Genomic DNA, 18,849 nt, shown 5'->3' with positions numbered 1-18,849 from the left:
CCGACAGGGAGGATCGTCGACATGCCCGACCGCGCCCCGCAGCCGGTGGACCGTCAACTGCCCACGGACGAGGCCCGGGATCTGATCTCGCTCGTCCGCGACATCGCGCAGCGCGAGATCGCCCCGAAGGCGGCCGAGGAGGAGGATGCCGGACGCTTCCCGCGCGAGGTCTTCACCCTGCTCTCCGAATCCGGACTGCTCGGCCTGCCGTACGACTCCGAGTACGGCGGCGGCGACCAGCCGTACGAGGTCTACCTCCAGGTACTCGAAGAACTCGCCGCGGTCCGCCTCACCGTCGGCCTGGGCGTCAGCGTGCACACCCTGGCCTCCTATGCGCTCGCCACCCACGGCAGCAAGCAGCAGCAGGTCGAGCACCTCCCCGCGATGCTCGGCGGCGGGCTCCTCGGCGCGTACTGCCTCTCGGAGCCGGCCTCCGGGTCCGACGCGGCCTCGCTGCGGACGAAGGCCGTGCGCGACGGCGAGGACTGGGTCATCACCGGTACCAAGGCATGGATCACCCACGGCGGCATCGCCGACTTCTACACCGTCATGGCCCGCACCGGTGAGGACGGCCCGCGCGGGATCAGCGCGTTCCTGGTGCCCGCCGACGCCACCGGTCTGAGCGCGGCGGCGCCCGAGAAGAAGATGGGCATGAAGGGGTCGCCCACCGCCCAGGTCCACTTCGACGGTGTCCGGGTCGGCGACGAGCGGCGCATCGGCGAGGAGGGCCAGGGCTTCGCCATCGCCCTGTCCGCGCTCGACTCGGGCCGGCTGGGCATCGCGGCCTGCGCGATCGGGGTGGCCCAGGCCGCGCTCGACGAGGCGGTGACCTACGCGACCGAGCGCCGGCAGTTCGGCAAGCCGATCGCCGACTTCCAGGGCCTGCGCTTCATGCTCGCCGACATGGCCACCCAGATCGAGGCGGGCCGGGCGCTGTACCTGGCGGCGGCGCGGCTGCGGGACGCCGGCCGGCCGTTCGCCAAGCAGGCGGCGATGGCCAAACTGCACTGCACCGACACGGCGATGAAGGTCACCACCGACGCCGTCCAGATCCTCGGCGGGTACGGCTACACCGCGGACTTCCCGGCCGAGCGCTACATGCGCGAGGCCAAGGTCCTCCAGATCGTCGAGGGCACCAACCAGATTCAGCGGATGGTCATCGCCCGTCACCTAGCTGGTCCCGAGGGACGCTGAACTGGCCGTGCTTGACCGTCGGCGCCGCGAGCCGGATCCACTCCGGGTCGTGGCGCCCGGGCAGGGTGCGGCCCCGGTCCGCCCACATCCGCATCAGGTCGCGGTAGATCGGCGGATCCTGCTGCTGCGGGGGCGCCGGCGGCTGAAGCGTTCCTGCGGGCCGGGGAACGAAGACGCGGCGCTGGGGCCCGGTCCCGTAGTAGGTGTGGGGCATACCCGGGCAACGCGGAGGTGGCGGGACAAGTCACCGCCGGTCGGAATCGGGCGTGAGTTCACCCGCGTCCGGTTCCCCCTCTGGTCACCCGAGGCTGTCTGACGTACCGTCAGCGCAGCTCGCGTCCAGGGAGGTTCGCCATGACCGAGGACGACCGCCCGGTACCGCTCGACGAGTACCCGGTGCACCAGGTGCCGCTGTCCATGAAGCACGTCGCGACCGGCGACCGGAACGCCTACGACCGCTGCATCTTCCACGTCCTCGACCATCAGGGGCGGGCGCTGCTGATCCTCGGGCTCGGGGTGTACCCGAACGCCGGGGTGATCGACGCCTACGCCACCCTGCGAGTGGGGGACACCCTGCACGCCGTACGCGCTTCGGACGCGCTCGGCGACGACCGCATGCGGCTCGCCGTCGGGCCGCTCCGGATCGAGGTCGAGGAGCCGCTGCGCCGGCTGCGCCTCGTCGGGGACGACGACTCCCTGTCGTACGACCTCACCTGGACCGCCGGCTTCCAGGCCCTGTGGGAACCCCATCACGTCCAGCGCCGCGGCGACCGGCTCACCCTCGAAGGGCGCCGTTTCGTGCAGGCGGGGAGCGTGGCGGGCGTGATCCGCGCCGGGGACGAGGAGTTCCGGGTCACCGAGGCCGGGTGGACCGGCACCCGCGACCGCAGCTGGGGTGTGCGGCCCATACCGGGGGAGGAGGGCGGACGTCTCGCGGAGGAGCACCCGACGGAGGGCTTCCACTGGATCTGGTGCCCGGTCCGCTTCGAGGACCGGTTCCTGATGGTGATCCTCCAGGAGGACGCCGACGGGCACCGCTCACTGAACGAGGCGACGCTGGTCCGTCCCGGCCGGCGCGACACCCAACTCGGCTGGCCCCAGGCCGAGATCACCTACCGCCCGGGCACCCGTCGGCCCGAACGCGCTCTCATCCACCTCGGCGACCTCCGCAAGCCGCAGGAGCTGGAGGTGGAGATCCTCACCTCCTCCCCGCTCGCCGTCGGCGCCGGCTATCCACCCGCCGACGACTGGCAGCACGGCACCTGGCGCGGGCGCGGCTGGACCGACCGGCGCACCTACGACCTCACCGAGCCCCACCCCCTGGCCGCGTACGGCGTCACCGACCACGCCGCCCGCTTCCGGCTGGACGGCCGGACCGGTCACGGCGTCTTCGAGCACGGCTCGTTCGGGCGGCACGACCCGAGCGGCTTCGCGGACTTCAGGTCGGTCGCACCCTAGGGGGATTTGCGTCATGGCAGCCAAGGCACCGCGCCCGCGCACCAGCACCCTGCCCAACGCCCGGCTTCGCTCACGCGGGGGCACCCCCATCCCGGAGGAGATCGCCCGCCGCCTCAACGCCTGGCTGCGCACCCGGCTGCCCGGCGCCGAGGCGGTCGGCGTCACCGTCCCCGAGTCGAACGGCCTGTCCAGCGAGACCCTGCTCTTCGAGATCCGGCACCCTCAGGCACCCGTGCCCGCGTGCGCGCTGCGGCTCGCGGCCGACCCGGCGGCCTACACGGTCTTCCCGGTGTACGACATGCCGCGCCAGTACCGGACGATGCGCGTCGTCGCCGAGCACACGGATCTGCCCGTGCCCAGGGTGCTGTGGCTGGAGGAGGACCCCGGTCCGCTGGGTGCGCCCTTCTTCGTCATGGAGCGCGTCGCGGGACGCGTGCCGCCGGACGTCATGCCGTACACCTACGAGGGCAACTGGCTGCACGCGGCGAGCGACGAGGAGCGTGAGCGCCTGGAGGCGGCCTCGGTCGACCTGCTGGCCCGGCTGCACGACCAAGTGCCGCACAAGGAGGCCGAGTTCCTCGCCCTGCCGGGTGAGGGGGACGCCCTGCGGCGGCACGTGACGGCCCAACGCGCGTACTACGAATGGGTGGTTGACGGACTCGCCCGCTCACCGCTGATCGAGGACGCGTTCGCACGGCTGGAGGACCTCTGGCCACGCGATCCGGGGACACCCGTGCTCAACTGGGGCGACGCGCGCATCGGCAACGTCGTCTACGACGGGTTCACCCCGGCTGCCGTACTGGACTGGGAGATGGCGGCCCTGGCCCCGCGCGAGGTCGACCTCGGCTGGACCGTCTATCTGCACCGCTTCTTCCAGGACCTCACCGTCGCCTTCGGACAGCCCGGACTCCCGGACTTCCTGCGCCGCGACCGCGTCGAGGCCCGCTACGCCGAACTCACCGGCCACACCCCGCGCGACATGGAGTTCTACACGCTGTACGCCGCCCTGCGGCACGGCGTCGTCATGCTGCGCATCGCCTACCGGCAGGCCCACTTCGGCGAAGTGGCCGTCCCGGCGGACCCGGACACACTGATCCTGCACCACGGCAGCCTGCGAGCCATGGTGCAGGGCAGCTACTGGAGTTGAGCGAGGCGCGAACGAACGCCGAACGCGCTTCAGGCGGCCTGGCGCCGCATGACGGGGACCCTGATGGGGCGCGAGCCCGGTCCGCCGACGTGCGAGAAGGGCTGTGTCCGCCAGTCCAGTCCCTGAGGGAGCGTCAACAGCAGGGCGGTGTCCTGCTCCTGCGGCTCGTCGGACTGGTCGGCGGAGCGGGCCTCGGCGGCCCGGCGGCCCGTCCCGGCGCAGACCGTGAGGCCGAAGGGGTTCCAGGGCGAGGCACACAGCGCGTGCTCCGGCAGGACCTCCTCGTCCGCCAGCAGGGCGATGGGCTGCGCGCAGTCCGGGCAGATCACCCGGTACATCTCGAAGGTGTCGTACGCGTCGAGTTCGTCGTCCTCCAGGGCGTCGGGTTCGACACCCTCCGGAGCGGGCTCGACGACCGGCTGCTGCCGCTTGGGCGTGGTACGACCAGGGCGCTTAAGACTCTGCATGGGATTCTCCCCCTCGGGCTGGGCCGTGACGGCACTGCGGCCTCGACCACAGCAAGCACTTCCCGCCTCGTCTCGGCATTAATCACGGGTACATCACGGAGCCTGTTCGGGGCCTGTGGCCTTCGTCACATGCCGCTCGCAGGTGCCCGAGGCGGCCGGTTTGTCCCTCAGGCGGCTCACAGCCGGCCGCGCGCCACATCACAAACCGGGCATGACCTGGTCTGCTGAGGTATCCGAGGAGATCAGCCGCACTGTAGGTTCTTGCGCCATGGAGGAGCTGGACCGACAAATCGTGCAGCTGCTCGTCAAGGACGGGCGGATGAGCTACACCGACCTGGGCAAGGCCACCGGCCTGTCCACGTCGGCCGTGCACCAGCGGGTGCGCCGGCTGGAGCAGCGTGGCGTCATCCGCGGCTATGCCGCGGTCGTCGACCCGGAGGCCGTGGGGCTGCCCATGACGGCCTTCATCTCGGTGAAACCGTTCGATCCCAGCGCCCCCGACGACATAGCGGACCGGCTCGCCGGCGTGCCCGAGATCGAGGCGTGCCACAGCGTGGCGGGCGACGAGAACTACATCCTCAAGGTGCGCGTGGCCACGCCGCACGAGCTGGAGGAGCTGCTGGCCCGGGTGCGGTCGCTGGCGGGGGTCTCCACGCGGACGACGGTCGTCCTGTCGACGCCGTACGAGGCGAGGCCGCCGAAGGTCTGATCGCCGTTCGGGCGGTGGATGTTCTTCGGCTGCGGGCCGTCCTGGGCTGGTCGCGCAGTGCCCCGCGCCCCTGCCGGCGGTGCAGGAGACCCCGGTCGAGAGGCTGCCGGCGGAGGCGCGAGACTGGTCCCCATGAGTGAGACCGCCGCCCAGCCGAAGACCGTTCTCCTGCGCCGAGGAGAAGTGCACAGTCCCGCCGACCCCTTCGCCACCGCGATGGTCGTGGAGCGCGGTCAGGTCGCCTGGGTCGGGTCCGAGGGAGCCGCCGACGCCTTCGCGGGCGGCGTGGACGAGGTCGTCGACCTGGACGGTGCCCTGGTCACCCCCGCGTTCACCGACGCCCATGTGCACACCACCGCCACGGGCCTCGCCCTGACCGGCCTCGACCTGTCCGGCGCCCCGTCCCTGGAGGCCGCTCTCGCCCTCGTACGGGACTTCGCCGCCGCCCGCCCGGACGACCGCGTCCTGCTCGGCCACGGCTGGGACGCGGCCCGCTGGCCCGGCGGCCGCCCGCCGACGCGCGCCGAACTCGACGCGGCCACCGGCGGGCGCCCGCTGTACCTGTCCCGCATCGACGTCCACTCCGCGGTCGTCACCACGGCCCTGCTGGAGATGACGCCCGGGGAACTCGGCGCCGTCGACGGCCCGCTCGTCGCCGACGCCCACCACGCGGTCCGCGCGACCGCGCTGGCCTCCATCACCCCGGCCCAGCGCGTCGAGGCCCAGCGGGCCGCCCTGGCGCACGCGGCCTCCCTCGGGATCGGCACGGTCCACGAGTGCGGCGGGCCGGACATCTCCTCCGAGGACGACTTCACCGGCCTGCTCCGGCTCGCCGCCGAGGAGGCGGGACCCCGGGTCGTCGGCTACTGGGCCGAGCAGGACATCGCCAGGGCGCGTGAGCTGGGCGCGCTCGGCGCCGCCGGTGACCTCTTCGTCGACGGCGCCCTCGGCTCGCACACCGCCTGTCTGCACCGGCCGTACGCCGACGCCGGCCACACCGGGACCGCCTATCTGGACGCGGGCGCCGTCGCCGCCCATGTCGCCGCCTGCACCGAGGCGGGCCTCCAGGCGGGCTTCCACGCCATCGGCGACGCCGCAGTGACCGCCGTCGTGGAGGGCGTGCGTGCCGCCGCCGAGAAGGTCGGCCTGGCCCGCGTCCGCGCCGCCCGGCACCGGGTCGAGCATGCCGAGATGCTCATCCCCGAGACCGTCGCCGCCTTCGCCGAACTGGGCCTCACCGCCTCGGTGCAGCCGGCCTTCGACGCGCTGTGGGGCGGCGAGGAGGGCATGTACGTCCAGCGCCTCGGTGCCGAGCGTGCCCGCTCCCTCAACCCCTTCGCGGCCCTGCTGCGCGCGGGCGTCCCGCTCGCCTTCGGCTCCGACAGCCCCGTCACACCGCTCGACCCCTGGGGCACCGTCCGCGCGGCCGCCTTCCACCACACGCCGGAGCACCGGGTGTCGGTGCGCGCCGCGTTCACGGCGCACACACGCGGCGGCTGGCGGGCGATCGGACGCGACGACGCGGGTGTCCTGATGCCGGGCGCACCCGCCGACTACGCCGTGTGGCGCACCGGCGAACTGGTGGTCCAGGCCCCCGACGACCGGGTCGCGCGCTGGTCCACCGACCCCCGCTCCGGCACCCCCGGCCTGCCCGACCTCACCCCGGGCCGTGACCTGCCGGTCTGCCTGCGCACGGTGGTGGGCGGACGAACGGTCTTCGTACGGCCGGGCGAGTGATCTCCCGGGGTGGCGCGAACCCGATCACCGCGCGCCGCCCCGTCGCGCGACCTGCGAATCCTCTGCGCTGACCAGCGAAGGGGGTGAAAAACCGCAGGTCAAACGGCTGTTGACAGGCGGAGGCCCGAGGCCGGTAGGTTCGGCGGAGTCCACCACCGGACGCCCGACCGGGCAACCGCGGAACTTCCGGGAGCCCGTCGCAACGCCGCTGGGTCAGGGACGGTGCCGCACCGGGCACCGCCACTGGGAGCCAGGCTCAGCGCTCGCGCGGCGACGACGGAACTTTGCGGCCGGTCGGGAAGGTGTGACCCGGATGGGGCCCGGGCGCTCAGTAGACAACGGCTTTCGGTCGACCCGCAGCCAGCGGGTCCCAGGTCGGCCCGAAGGGCGCCGGGCCCCCATCCGCAGCGTGCGTGCACCGCAGCGCGGGCCGCGCGGAACCCGCACTCACCCGGCTCTTGCGCAATCGGCGCCGCCGTACGAACGTGCTGTCACGTCAGCGCAGGCCGCGACCACTATGGTTGTCCTCTGCGTAGAGATGAAGGGGCAGCAGTGAACGACGGCGACGGGACCCTCGCGGCACAGGACCGGGGGAAGCGGTTCGGTCCGCTCGGCACGGCGTTGGTGATCATTCCGACCTACAACGAGGCGGAGAACATCAAGAGCATCGTCGGCCGGGTCCGGGTGGCGGTGCCGGACGCGCACGTCCTGGTGGCCGACGACAACAGCCCCGACGGCACCGGCAAGCTCGCGGACGAGCTGGCCGCCGAGGACGACCACGTCCAGGTCCTGCACCGCAAGGGCAAGGAGGGCCTCGGCGCGGCCTACCTCGCGGGCTTCCGCTGGGGTATCGAGCACGACTACGGCGTCCTGATCGAGATGGACGCCGACGGCTCCCACCAGCCCGAGGAACTGCCCCGCCTGCTGACCGCCCTGAAGGGCGCCGACCTCGTGCTCGGCTCCCGCTGGGTGCCCGGCGGCCGGGTCGTGAACTGGCCCAGGTCCCGGGAGTTCATCTCCCGCGGCGGCAGCCTGTACTCCCGCGTCGCCCTGGACCTGCCGCTGCGCGACATCACCGGCGGCTACCGCGCCTTCCGCCGCGAGACCCTGGAGGGCCTCGGCCTGGACGACGTGGCCTCCCAGGGCTACTGCTTCCAGGTCGACCTCGCCCGCCGCGCGGTGAAGGCCGGCTACCACGTGGTCGAGGTGCCGATCACCTTCGTCGAGCGGGAGCTCGGTGACTCCAAGATGAGCCGCGACATCCTTGTCGAGGCCCTGTGGCGGGTCACCTCGTGGGGTGCGCAGGAGCGGGTCGGCAAGCTGCTGGGCCGCCCCAAGCCGGCCTCGTCGCAGCCGCAGCCGCAGTCGCAGCCCGAGCAGCCTCCGCAGTCACAGGCGTAGGGCCCGAGGCACAGGCCGGTGTCCCGGCGTCGGTGAAGGCCGCGCCGGGGGTCGTCCCGTGGCCGCGCAGCTGACCGCGCGGCAAGTGCTCGCCGTCCGTTTATCCCGCTCTGAGCCGAGCCCAGGCACACTGGACGCATGACGACTGGCGCACCGACCCCGACGTACCCCGCCCGGCCGCGGCGTTCCCGGCTGCGCACCTTCCTGCCGCTGGCCGTCGCCGCGTGGCTGGTGCTGGAGATCTGGCTGCTGACCGTGGTCGCGGACGCGATCGGTGGGCTCGCGGTGTTCCTGCTGCTGGTCGCCGGTCTGGTGCTCGGCTCGGTGGTGATCAAGCGGGCGGGCCGGCGTGCGTTCCAGGCGCTGAACGAGGCGCTCCAGCGCGGCGGCACCCCGGCAAGCGGCGGTGGCAACGGTCTGATGATGCTGGGCGGCCTGCTGATCATGCTGCCGGGTCTGATCTCGGACGCGCTGGGCCTGCTCCTGCTGATACCGCCGGTCCAGAAAGTGCTGAGCCGTTACGCCGAGCGGACCTTCGACCGAAAACTCCGTGAGGCGACGGCCGGTTCGTTCGGTGACGCCTTCCAGCAGGCCCGCATTCACCACCCCGACGGCAAGGTCGTGCAGGGTGAGGTCATCCGGGACGAGCCGGCCGACGCCCCGCAGGAGCCGCGGCCGCCGCTGACCGGCTGAGCCGCCGACGGGACGGGTCCGTGCGCTCGGCGCCCGGGCCCTTCACCTGTATCCGGATGCGGGCAGGCGGTATGCGGCACCCGGATCCGGAACGGCCACACGCTCCCACCGGAAAACGGGCACGCGAAACCGCGGGCGCCGTACGTCTTCAAGACGTACGGCGCCCGCGGTTGTACGCGTTACCTGGTAAGTCCAAGCCGCGCGGGACTACGCGGACTTGCGGCTGTCCCGGGGGTGAACCGCGATGTTCATCGCCCCGGAGCGCAGCACCGCAAGACGTTCCTCGAGGACCTCTTCGAGTTCCTCGCGGGTACGCCGCTCCATCAGCATGTCCCAATGTGTACGCGCGGGCTTGGCCTTCTTCTCTTCAGGGCCGTCGCCGTCCACCAGGAGTGCCTGGGCCCCGCAGACCTTGCACTCCCACTCCGGCGGGATCTCCGCCTCGACCGAGAAGGGCATCTCGAACCGGTGCCCCTTCTCGCATGCGTACTCCACGGCCTGGCGCGGGGCCAGGTCGATGCCGCGGTCCGTCTCGTAGCTGGTCACCACGAGGCGCGTGCCGCGAAGAGCTCGCTCACTCATGAATCGTGCCTCCCGGGCTTGTCGCCCACAGGACAGGTGTCGCTGTCGTCGTCATCCGGTCAACGTCCGGTCGGCGGTAAAGATTCCCGTTCCGCGTCACGTTCCGGGTCGTGCGTCGCCGTCGTAGCCGCAGCCTTGCTGACCAATGTCGTACCCACCGGCGCCCGGTTTGTCACATCTGCTAGCAGATGTAACCCAGCGTTTCGGCATCTTTGACGCGCAGTAACGGTACGCCTGGCAGGCCAAACGCGTACACTACCGCCCTTTCCCTCGGAACGCTAAATCGTTGTCGGCACCGGATTGCCCGCGTCGCCGATGGCCCTGCGCACCGGCACCCTCGCGAGCAGGACGAATCCGATGACGAAGAAGGCCACCAGGGAGATGATCGCGTCCCGGTAGCTTCCGGTCAGCTGGTAGGTGAGCCCGAACAGCAGGGGACCCAGCCAGCTCATGCCGCGGTCGCTGAGTTCGTATGCCGAGAAGTACTCGGCTTCCTTCCCCGGTGGGACGAGATGCGAGAACAGGGAGCGGGACAGCGCCTGGCTGCCGCCCAGGACGAGTCCGATGCCGGCCGCCAGGACGAAGAACCAGACCGGCGCCCCGGCCGGCAGGAAGTATCCGGCCGCAAGCGTCACCGTCCACGCGACGAGCGAGCCGAGGATGGTCCGCTTCGCCCCGTAGATCCGGGCCAGCCGTCCCATCCCCAGTGCGCCCGCCACCGCCAGCACCTGGACCAGCAGTACGGCTCCGATGAGCGTGGACTGCCCGAGGCCCAGTTCCTCGGAGCCGTAGATCGACGCCTGGGAGATCACGGTCTGGATGCCGTCGTTGTAGATCAGGTAGGCCAGCAGGAAGGCGAGGGTCAGCGGGTGGCGGCGCATGTCGCGGATCGTCGCGGCGAGTTGCCGGAAGCCCATCGCGCCCGCCCGCCCGGCCACCTGGTCGCTGCTGGAGCGGCGGTCGCGCAGTCGCCGGAGCGGGATGAGCGCCCAGGCGCCCCACCACAGGCCGGCCGAGGCCAGGCAGATGCGGACGGCGGTGCCCTCCGAGACGCCGAAGGAGTCGTGTGCCAGGTACAGGACCAGGTTCACGATCAGCATCAGTGAGCCCGACGCGTATCCGAAGGCCCAGCCCCGGGAGGAGACCGCGTCGCGTTCCTCCGGCGGGGCGATCTGCGGGAGGTAGGAGTTGTAGAGCATCATCGCGACCGACTGGGCCGCGTTCGCCACGATCAGCAGGACTCCGCCGAGCAGATAGCGGTCGCCGTCCAGGAAGAACATCGCCGTGGTGGCGGCCGCCCCCGTGTAGGCGGCGGCCGCGAGCAGGGGCTTCTTGCGGCCGGTGCGGTCGGCGGCCGCACCCACCAGCGGCATCACCAGGACGGCCACGATGACCGACAGCGACACCGAGTACGCGAAGAAGGAGCCCGCGCGCACGGGTATGCCCAGGGGGTGGACGAACCCGTCCGCGTCCGCCGCCTCCTCGGCGACCGACGTCAGATAGGGGCCCAGGAAGACGGTGAGCACACTCGTCGAGTAGACGGAGCACGCCCAGTCGTAGAAGTACCAGCCGCGCTGCTCGCGCCGCCGCCCCGCGGCCTCGCCGGCCGTGTCGGTTCGCACGGTATCGGTGCCCACCCCGTGCCCTCGCTTCCCCGTGATGATCCCGCGCGAGGGCGGAGCCGGGCCGCGGACCGGGTCAGACCCAGACGTCCCGGTCCTCCATGACCTTGCGCAACGTGTCGATGTGATCGGTCATGATGCCATCGACTCCCAGGTCCAGGAGCCGGTGCATCGCATCGGGATCATTGATGGTCCACACGTGCACCTGCAGCCCGCGCGCATGGGCGGTCCGGACGAAGCGGTGGTCCACCACCTGGATGCCGGACTGCGCCTCGGGCACCTGGGCGGCGACCGCCGAACCGCGCAGCGCGGCCGGCACGCCCCAGGAGCGCAGCCGCAGGTTGAGGACGCCCCGGGTGCCGTACGACGTCGCCAGGCGAGGGCCCGCCAGTCGCTGGGCGCGGACGACACGGGCCTCGGAGAAGGAGCCGACGCAGACGCGGTCCCAGCAGTTGGTGCGCTCGACGAGCTCCAGGAAGGGGTGAAGGGCCGGCTCCGCCTTGAGGTCGACGTTCCAGCGGACGTCGGGAAAGGTCTCCAGCAGCTCCTCGAACAACGGCACCGGCTCCTTGCCGGCCACGCGCGCCTGGCGTACGTCGTCCCAGGTCAGGTCGGCGATCCGGCCCGCCCCGTCCGTCACCCGGTCCAGGGTCGAGTCGTGGAAGGCGACGAGCCTGCCGTCGCGCGTGGTGTGGACGTCGGTCTCGATGTACCGGTAGCCCGCTGCGATCGCGCGCCGGAACTGGAACTCGGTGTTCTCCAGGCCGTCCGCCGCCCCGCCCCGATGGGCGAAGGGGATCGGGCCGGGGTGGTCGAGGTAGGGGTGGCGTATCCGCGTGGTGCTCACGGACGCAGTATCGCTCCCCGGGGTTGCCCGGTGGCAACGACCGTGCTGCCGTCGGATGCCGCGGGGACGGCGAACACCCGCAGGAAGAACTGGGCGAGCGGGCCGATCGACAGCGCGTACAGGAGGGTGCCGACGCCGACGGTGCCGCCCAGGGCGAAGCCGGTCACCACGACCGCGATCTCGACGGCGGTGCGCATCAGGCGGATCGAGCGGCCGGTGCGCCGGTGCAGCCCTGTCATCAGGCCGTCCCGGGGGCCGGGGCCGAAGCGGGCGGCGATGTACAGGCCGGTGGCCACGCCGTTGAGCAGGATGCCGGCCACGAGGAGCGGGATCCGCACGGCCAGGGAGTGCGCCTCGGGGAGCAGGGCGAGGGTGCCGTCCATGGCGACGCCGACCACGAAGACGTTGGAGACGGTGCCCAGGCCCGGTCGCTGGCGCAGCGGGATCCACAGGAGCAGCACTGCCGCGCCGACGATGATCGAGACGACACCGATCGTCAGGCCGGTGAGCTCGGCGAGGCCCTGGTGCAGCACGTTCCAGGGCTCCAGGCCGAGCCCCGCCTCGACGAGCAGCGCCGAGCTCGCGCCGTACAGCGCGAGCCCGGTGTAGAGCTGTGTCAGCCGCCGTACGAGATGCCCCTGCGCGAGCCCTTGTGTGACCTGTCCCTGCGTGGACAAGACGTGCCCCCCCCTGTGGTGGTAGTGGCCTGATGCGTGACACCCTGTGGCTTGGGATGCAACGTCATCCATGGCCAATTCGGAGAAGGTGGACTGGAAATCATGGCGCAGTGGACTTCCGCGGTGGGTGCCGCGCAGCTCGCGCGGCTCCTCACCTCCCAGCAGGATCGCCCGGCCGGGCCGGGCAGCAGACGCCCGCCCGCGTACCGGGCGCTGGCCGACGGCATCCGGCTGCTCGTCCTGGAGGGCCGTGTCCCGGTCGCCGCGCGGCTGCCCGCCGAGCGGGAGCTGGCCCTCGCGCTGTCCGTGAGCCGTACGACCGTGGCCGCCGCCTACGAGGCGCTGCGCGGCGAGGGGTTCCTGGAGTCGCGGCGCGGGGCCGGCAGCTGGACCGCCGTACCGGCCGGGAACCCGCTGCCAGCGCGGGGCCTCGAACCGCTGCCGCCCGAGGCGCTCGGCTCGATCATCGACCTCGGCTGCGCGGCCCTGCCCGCGCCCGAGCCGTGGCTGACCCGTGCCGTCCAGGGTGCCCTGGAGGAGCTTCCGCCGTACGCCCACACCCACGGCGACTATCCGGCCGGGCTGCCCGCGCTGCGGTCGATGATCGCCGAGCGGTACACGGAGCGTGGCATTCCCACCATGCCCGAGCAGATCATGGTGACGACCGGGGCGATGGGCGCGATCGACGCCATCTGCCATCTGTTCGCGGGCCGCGGTGAGCGGATCGCGGTCGAGTCGCCGTCGTACGCGAACATCCTCCAGTTGATGCGGGAGGCGGGGGCGCGGCTGGTGCCCGTGGCCATGGCCGAGAGGCTGTCCGGCTGGGACATGGACCGCTGGCGGCAGGTGCTGCGGGAGGCGGCGCCGCGGGTCGCGTATGTCGTCGCCGACTTCCACAACCCGACCGGAGCGCTGGCCGACGAGGACCAGCGGCGGCGCCTGGTCGACGCGGCCCGGTCGGCCGGGACGGTGCTGGTCGCCGACGAGACGATGAGTGAGCTGTGGCTCGACCCGGGCCTCGAAATGCCCCGGCCCGTCTGCGCCTTCGATCCCGCCGGGTCGACCGTGATCACCGTCGGGTCGGCCAGCAAGGCCTTCTGGGCGGGGATGCGGATCGGCTGGGTGCGGGCGGCTCCGGATGTGATCCGCAGTCTCGTGTCCGCGCGCGCCTACGCCGATCTGGGTACACCCGTGCTTGAGCAGCTCGCCGTGAACTGGCTGTTCGGCACCGGGGGTTGGGAGCAAGCCGTGGACGTGCGGCGCGGGCAGGCCCGGGAGAACCGGGACGCGCTGGTCGCCGCGGTGCGCCGCGAGCTGCCCGAGTGGGAGTTCGAGGTGCCCGTCGGCGGGCTCACGCTGTGGGTCCGCACCGGGGGCCTGTCCGGGTCGCGGCTCGCGGAGGTGGGGGAGCGGGTCGGGGTGCGGGTGCCGTCCGGGCCCCGGTTCGGGGTGGACGGCGCCTTCGAGGGGTATGTGCGGCTGCCGTTCACCGTGGGGGGCGCGGTGGCCGAGGAGGCCGCGGTCAGGCTGGCCGCGGCGGCCCGGCTGGTGGAGGGCGGTGCGAGCGGAGTGAGTGGAGCGGCGGAGTCGGTACGGCCGTTCGTCGCCTGAGCGGAGAGCGTGCCTGCGGCGGTCGGTGCGGTCCTTCTTCAGGGCCGTCGGCCGCCAGGACCACCCTCGGCCTTGGGGGTTGTGTTCGGCTTCGGGTCTGCGTTGGGCCTTGGGGGTTGTGTTCGGCTTCGGGTCTGCGTTGGGCCTTGGGGGTTGTGTTCGGCTTCGGGTCTGCGTTGGGCCTTGGGGGTTGTGTTCGGCTTCGGGTCTGCGTTGGGCCTTGAGGGCTGTGCTCGGCCTCGGGTCTGCCTTCGGCCTTGAGAGCCGCGCTCGGCCTCGGGTCCGCTCCGCGCCTTCAGGGCGCCCCTCGGTCGAGGCCGGTCAGGTCGTCTCCGCCACCACGGCCTCCGCGGGGACCGGCTCCGGCTCCGGTTCCGGTTCGGCCTTCTCCAGGTTCGTCAGCCGCTCCGCCTCCACCGGGGCCGTCCGCTCCGGCAGCAGCTCCAGCACCGCCTGGCGGTGGGCGTCGCTCGTGGCGTCGTCGTAGGGGTCCGGGGTGGCCGGGACCTGGAGGCGGTGGACGGGGCCGGTGCCCAGGCGGGCGTAGCCGCGGCCGGGCGGGACGTCGGCGACCGGTGTGGTGTGCGGAGGAGCGCCCAGGACGGACTCCAGTTGCCCGGCCGTCGCGGGGCCGAGCACGACACGCGCGCGCGTGTGCTGCCGTACCGCGTCGGACAGGGCGTCCACGGTGTCCCACTGCTCGGCCACGACCACTGTGACGTTCGCCGCGCGGCCGTGCCGCAGGGGCACCTGGAGCAGGGCCTGCGGGTCCTTGCGGTCGTCCGCCGCGGCGAGGTGGGTGAACGCCGTCGGGCGGTCCAGCAGGAGCCACAGCGGGCGCTTGGTGTCCTCCGGCGGCGGGTTGCCGGCCTGCCGGGCCCGGTTCACGGCGATCAGGCGCCGCTCCGTCTCCGTCGCGGCCCACTCCATGCTGGCCAGCGCCCCGGCCAGCCCGCACTCGACGGCCAGGACGCCGTCCCGTCCGGTCAGGCAGGCGTACTCGCCGGTGCTGCCGCCCTCGACGATGACGACGTCGCCGTACTGGAGGGCCTGGAGCGCGACGGAGCGCAGCAGGGTCGAGGTGCCGCTGCCCGGCTGGCCGACGACCAGCAGGTGCGGCTCGGTGGAGCGGATGCCGGTGCGCCAGACCACCGGCGGCACGTCGAGCTGCCGGTCGCCATGGGTCAGAGGAAGCGTGCGCTGCACCCCGCTGGGGTCGGTGAAGCCGAGGACGGTCTCGCCCGGGGCCGTGACGAAACGCTGGGCGGCGATGTCGGTGGGCAGCGGGGCGAGGACGGTGACCGTGAGTTCGTTGCCCTCCTCGTCCCAGTCGAAGTGGTACTCACGGCCGCGGCCGGACTTCGTCGTCAGCAGATGCTCGATCCGCGCGCGGGCCTGCGCCTCGCCGTCGGTGAAGTAGGCCGGGTAGCGCACGAGGAGCCGGCCGACGCGCCCGGTGCCGTCGAACTCGAACTCGGGGAAGGCCTTCTCCCACTCGCCGCCGTGGGAGTACAGCGGGGCCGGGTCGTCGGCCGCGGAGAAGTACGGGACCAGAGCCTCGTACAACGCCCGCAGGCGTTCCAGCTGGGACTCGTCGGGGCCGTCGGGCTCCGTCGGCGTACGGTCCCGGCCCTGCCAGGCTGCCGCCGCCATCACGGTGATGACGGCGAGCAGCGGGCCGTACGGCACGAGTGCCACGACCAGGATCACCGAGGCCACCAGGAACAGCAGCGGGCCGCGCTTGTCCTTGGGGGTCTCGGCCCATCTGCGCCGCCCGGCCGTGGCCAGCCGGCGCAGACCACGGGTGATCGTGATCAGTGGATGGAGGACGTCAGAGGCGCTGTCGCCGGCCGTCCGGGCCAGCTCCCGGCTTCGGGCGAACTGCGCGCGGGCCAGATCGCGGCTCCGGGCGATCTGCGCGCTGCCTGTGCTCAGGATGCGGGGGAGGGGGCGGCGGGCCACTGCTGTCTCCTACAGGTGCGTACGGGCGGGTGGGACGGCGTCAGAACTGGATGCCGCCCAGGAGGCTCGCGAGACTCTCGCCGCCGGCCTTGATGCTCGGGGCGATCGCCGTGCTTGCCAGGTAGAAGCCGAACAGGGCCGAGATCAGGGCGTGCGACGCCTTCAGCCCGTCCTTGCGGAAGAAGATGAAGACGACGATGCCCAGCAGAACGACGCCTGAGATGGAGAGGATCATGTGAGTGCTCCTGGTTTGTGGGGACAGTCACCATGAGTACTTCCAGGCTCACAGGATGTATCCATACGATAAAAGGTGCAACTGGGTGAAATCTTGAATATTTCCCCCCGTTGGCGGAGTGTCCTTGTGCGGATGGGCTTGGGTGATGCGTCCGGCTGTGTCTGCGATGATCTTTGCCTCGGGCGTACCGGGTCATGTGCCGCGCTAGCCAGTACGCTGGCGAATCACTCGTACGGCCGAGCACCGCTCGCCGGCCGTACTGCTGCTCCCCACGGCAGCGAGCAGTTCCCGCAGTCCCCGAGTACGTAGTGAGAGGCGGTCCGGCCGATGACTGATGCCCCCGACCCCGAGGTCGTGGAGCTGGCGACCAAGATCTTCGATCTGGCCCGGCAGGGGCAGACCGAGGCGCTCGTGGCGTACGTCGACGCCGGCGTTCCGGCCAACCTCACCAACGACCGCGGCGACTCCCTCGTGATGCTCGCCGCCTATCACGGCCACGCGGACGCGGTGCGCGCCCTGCTCGCCCGGGGTGCCGAGGCCAACCGCGTCAACGACCGGGGCCAGACGCCACTCGCCGGTGCTGTCTTCAAGGGTGAGACGGAAGTGATCAAGGCTCTTCTGGAAGGCGGCGCCGACCCGGCCGGGGGCACTCCCTCGGCCGTGGACACCGCCCGCATGTTTGCCAAGACGGAGCTGCTCGCACTGTTCGACGCTCACTGAGCGGAATGCTCTGACCAGCTAAGACACGGATAACGGGGGAGGCGGTACAGGGCCGCCGAAATTTCGGTCGCGGCAGATGTAAGTGCCGAGTCATCATGACGTCGTGATTCACGGACGCGATGGCTGGGCAGGTGTTGCCGCACCGCGCGGGCCGTGATCGGTCCGCATGGGCCACCGACGAGAGGCAGAGGAAGATGGTCTACAGCAAGCAGGAAACGGCGGGCGCCCCGACGTGTTGTCACGCGGCCAGGTGAAGCAGGAACCCCGGTTGCGTCGACGCTTGATGTGAGGCTGTTTCCCATGTTCGAACCGGTCATAGCGCCCAGCGGAACGCTGCTCGGCCTGCTCCAGCGGGGCCGCGGCGACGGCACGCTGCACGCGCTCACCGCCCCGCGGGCCGAGGCGCTCGCGGCGCTGAACCACTGTGTGCTGCGGGATCCCCGCCACGACTGGCAGGTGGAGAACCGCTCCCTGTACTACGCCCGTCTCTACCTCGACCTCAGCGGCGAGCTCGACGAGATCGAGGCCCACCTCTTCGACGTCGAGGACGTGCTCGACACCGAGGAGTCACGCACGGGCCTGGCCCTCGCCGTCCTCGGCCACCTCGCGTCCTACGGCAGGCCGGACGCCCTGGAGCTGCTGCGCAGGTACGCCGCCTCGGGCTCCAACTGGGCCTGGGCGCTGGACGAACTCGCGCTCAGGGACGACGACACCGGGCTGCGCGCCCTCGCCGCACCCGTGCTCGCGCGCTTCTCCGCCGACCCCGAGGGCGAGGCCGAGCTGGCCGCCGCGGTACGGGACGCTTTCGAGCCACGGCCGTGGCGGCTGTGGGCCGAGGACCCGCGCGAGTCCATCGGCACGCGTGTGCGTGCCGCTCAGGAGGCCGGCTGTTTCGACCGCTGGCAACGGCAGATGCGACCTACCGGGCCCCGTCCGGGGTGGAGCGTGCAGGCGGTCTTCGAGTGGGCCCAGCAGGGCATGGATCGCGGTGCCGCACTCCATGTGCCCGCCGCCCGGTGCCTCATGGCCGTCGCGGGCCCCGAGGACCGGCCGGAGATCGTCGCCGCCGCCGAGGACGGCAGCGACGGAGCCCGCTGCACCGCCCTGCGTTACCTCGCCGACACCAACGACCCGAGCGCCCTCGACCTGATCGAGGCGGCCGTCGTCACCGGCACACCGGCCGTCGTGGAGGCCGCCGTCGACGCCTTCGAGCGGATGCGCAGCGTCGCCGCCGTCGACCGGGCGCGCGGCTGGGCCCGACGGCCGGATCCGCTCGGTGCCGCCGCCGGACGCATGCTCGCCTGCCGGGGCGGGGCCGAGGACAAGGACCTCGTCCTCGCCGCCCTGCGCGAGGCCGTTCGCGGCGAAGGCCCCGACGCCCCGACGTTGTGGACCCTCGTGGACGGCACCGGACGGCTCGGCATCGCCTGCGCCGCCCCCGTGCTGCGCCACATCTACCGCGAGACCGCCTCGTCCCATCTGCGCGGCCGCACCGCCCGTGCCCTCGCCGCCACCGATCCCTCCTTCCCGTCCGGGTTCGCCGTCGAATGCCTCTGGGACTGCGAGGAGACCACCCGCGAGATCGCCGCCCGGCACGCCGAGACCGGGGACACCCGCGTCGTCGAGCGACTGCGCCGGCTCGCCGCCGATCCGGCCGAGGAGGCCGAGGTCCAGACCGCCGTACGCAGCCGGATCGGACCGGACGCGAGCGCGGGCTGACAGGTGTTCACCCTGTGCATCTCGCGGAGATCCGCCCGCCGGGTGAACGCGGGATGACCGGCGGGTCG

General features: G+C 72.1%; 18 protein-coding genes. 10 read left to right on the top strand and 8 right to left on the bottom strand.

What is annotated here, in order from left to right:
- Positions 1–21 precede the first annotated feature (21 nt).
- Complete coding sequence (locus AC3ETA_RS05425) at positions 22–1,194, top strand: acyl-CoA dehydrogenase family protein (protein WP_432191651.1); 1,173 nt, start codon at positions 22–24, stop codon at positions 1,192–1,194.
- Here the strand turns inward: AC3ETA_RS05425 and AC3ETA_RS05420 are convergent.
- Positions 1,157–1,408 (bottom strand): hypothetical protein, encoded by a 252-nt coding sequence (locus AC3ETA_RS05420; protein WP_432191650.1) that lies wholly within the window; start codon positions 1,406–1,408, stop codon positions 1,157–1,159. The genes AC3ETA_RS05425 and AC3ETA_RS05420 overlap by 38 nt on opposite strands.
- A gap of 140 nt (positions 1,409–1,548) precedes the next feature.
- On the opposite strand from AC3ETA_RS05420, the gene AC3ETA_RS05415 reads away from it, so the two are divergent.
- Together AC3ETA_RS05415 and AC3ETA_RS05410 are read left to right on the top strand one after the other, a co-directional pair.
- Positions 1,549–2,652, top strand: a complete 1,104-nt coding sequence (locus AC3ETA_RS05415) for an Rv3169 family protein (protein WP_432191649.1) — start codon at positions 1,549–1,551, stop codon at positions 2,650–2,652.
- A gap of 13 nt (positions 2,653–2,665) precedes the next feature.
- Positions 2,666–3,799 (top strand): phosphotransferase family protein, encoded by a 1,134-nt coding sequence (locus AC3ETA_RS05410; RefSeq protein ID WP_432191648.1) that lies wholly within the window; start codon positions 2,666–2,668, stop codon positions 3,797–3,799.
- Between the two features lie 29 nt (positions 3,800–3,828).
- On the opposite strand, the gene AC3ETA_RS05405 is transcribed toward AC3ETA_RS05410, so the two are convergent.
- Entirely contained in the window at positions 3,829–4,266 is a 438-nt protein-coding gene (locus AC3ETA_RS05405) for a hypothetical protein (RefSeq protein WP_432191647.1), read from the bottom strand.
- Between the two features lie 268 nt (positions 4,267–4,534).
- Here AC3ETA_RS05405 and AC3ETA_RS05400 point away from each other — a divergent pair, with 268 nt between their 5' ends.
- The 4 genes from AC3ETA_RS05400 (at position 4,535) to fxsA (ending at position 8,806) form a co-directional block, all read left to right on the top strand.
- Positions 4,535–4,975, top strand: a complete 441-nt coding sequence (locus tag AC3ETA_RS05400) for an Lrp/AsnC family transcriptional regulator (RefSeq protein ID WP_030951019.1) — start codon at positions 4,535–4,537, stop codon at positions 4,973–4,975.
- Positions 4,976–5,107: 132 nt separating this feature from the next.
- Positions 5,108–6,712: an amidohydrolase gene (locus tag AC3ETA_RS05395; protein ID WP_432191646.1), complete on the top strand. Its 1,605-nt coding sequence runs from the start codon at positions 5,108–5,110 to the stop codon at positions 6,710–6,712.
- 552 nt (positions 6,713–7,264) lie between these two features.
- Positions 7,265–8,113, top strand: a complete 849-nt coding sequence (locus AC3ETA_RS05390) for a polyprenol monophosphomannose synthase (RefSeq protein ID WP_432191645.1) — start codon at positions 7,265–7,267, stop codon at positions 8,111–8,113.
- Positions 8,114–8,251: 138 nt separating this feature from the next.
- On the top strand, positions 8,252–8,806 hold the full coding sequence (gene fxsA / locus AC3ETA_RS05385) for an FxsA family membrane protein (protein ID WP_432191644.1): 555 nt from the start codon (positions 8,252–8,254) through the stop codon (positions 8,804–8,806).
- A gap of 207 nt (positions 8,807–9,013) precedes the next feature.
- Here the strand turns inward: fxsA and AC3ETA_RS05380 are convergent, their stop codons facing one another.
- The 4 genes from AC3ETA_RS05380 to yczE form a co-directional block, all read right to left on the bottom strand.
- Entirely contained in the window at positions 9,014–9,388 is a 375-nt protein-coding gene (locus AC3ETA_RS05380) for an RNA polymerase-binding protein RbpA (RefSeq protein ID WP_003977404.1), read from the bottom strand.
- A 278-nt stretch (positions 9,389–9,666) separates the two neighbouring features.
- Entirely contained in the window at positions 9,667–11,025 is a 1,359-nt protein-coding gene (locus AC3ETA_RS05375) for an MFS transporter (protein WP_432191643.1), read from the bottom strand.
- 61 nt (positions 11,026–11,086) lie between these two features.
- A complete protein-coding gene (locus AC3ETA_RS05370) occupies positions 11,087–11,857 on the bottom strand; it encodes a glycerophosphodiester phosphodiesterase family protein (protein ID WP_432191642.1) in 771 nt (256 codons plus the stop codon).
- A complete protein-coding gene (gene yczE, locus AC3ETA_RS05365; RefSeq protein ID WP_488187629.1) occupies positions 11,854–12,534 on the bottom strand; it encodes a membrane protein YczE in 681 nt (226 codons plus the stop codon). The genes AC3ETA_RS05370 and yczE overlap by 4 nt, the downstream gene beginning before the upstream one ends.
- A gap of 102 nt (positions 12,535–12,636) precedes the next feature.
- Between yczE and AC3ETA_RS05360 the strand changes: the two genes are divergently transcribed.
- Positions 12,637–14,145, top strand: coding sequence for an SCO1417 family PLP biosynthesis transcription factor (locus tag AC3ETA_RS05360; protein WP_432191640.1), 1,509 nt, complete (start codon positions 12,637–12,639; stop codon positions 14,143–14,145).
- Between the two features lie 321 nt (positions 14,146–14,466).
- Here the strand turns inward: AC3ETA_RS05360 and AC3ETA_RS05355 are convergent, their stop codons facing one another.
- The gene (locus tag AC3ETA_RS05355; RefSeq protein ID WP_432191639.1) at positions 14,467–16,107 is read right to left on the bottom strand and encodes an ATP-binding cassette domain-containing protein; all 1,641 of its coding nucleotides are present in this window, start codon (positions 16,105–16,107) and stop codon (positions 14,467–14,469) included.
- A 40-nt stretch (positions 16,108–16,147) separates the two neighbouring features.
- The gene (locus tag AC3ETA_RS05350; RefSeq protein WP_004002760.1) at positions 16,148–16,342 is read right to left on the bottom strand and encodes a hypothetical protein; all 195 of its coding nucleotides are present in this window, start codon (positions 16,340–16,342) and stop codon (positions 16,148–16,150) included.
- A 327-nt stretch (positions 16,343–16,669) separates the two neighbouring features.
- Here AC3ETA_RS05350 and AC3ETA_RS05345 point away from each other — a divergent pair, with 327 nt between their 5' ends.
- A complete protein-coding gene (locus AC3ETA_RS05345) occupies positions 16,670–17,062 on the top strand; it encodes an ankyrin repeat domain-containing protein (RefSeq protein WP_432191638.1) in 393 nt (130 codons plus the stop codon).
- Between the two features lie 300 nt (positions 17,063–17,362).
- A complete protein-coding gene (locus AC3ETA_RS05340; protein ID WP_432191637.1) occupies positions 17,363–18,781 on the top strand; it encodes a HEAT repeat domain-containing protein in 1,419 nt (472 codons plus the stop codon).
- Positions 18,782–18,849 lie beyond the last annotated feature (68 nt).

Source organism: Streptomyces sp. bgisy027 (genome assembly GCF_057710365.1).
This window is presented reverse-complemented; position numbering and strand designations above follow the sequence as displayed.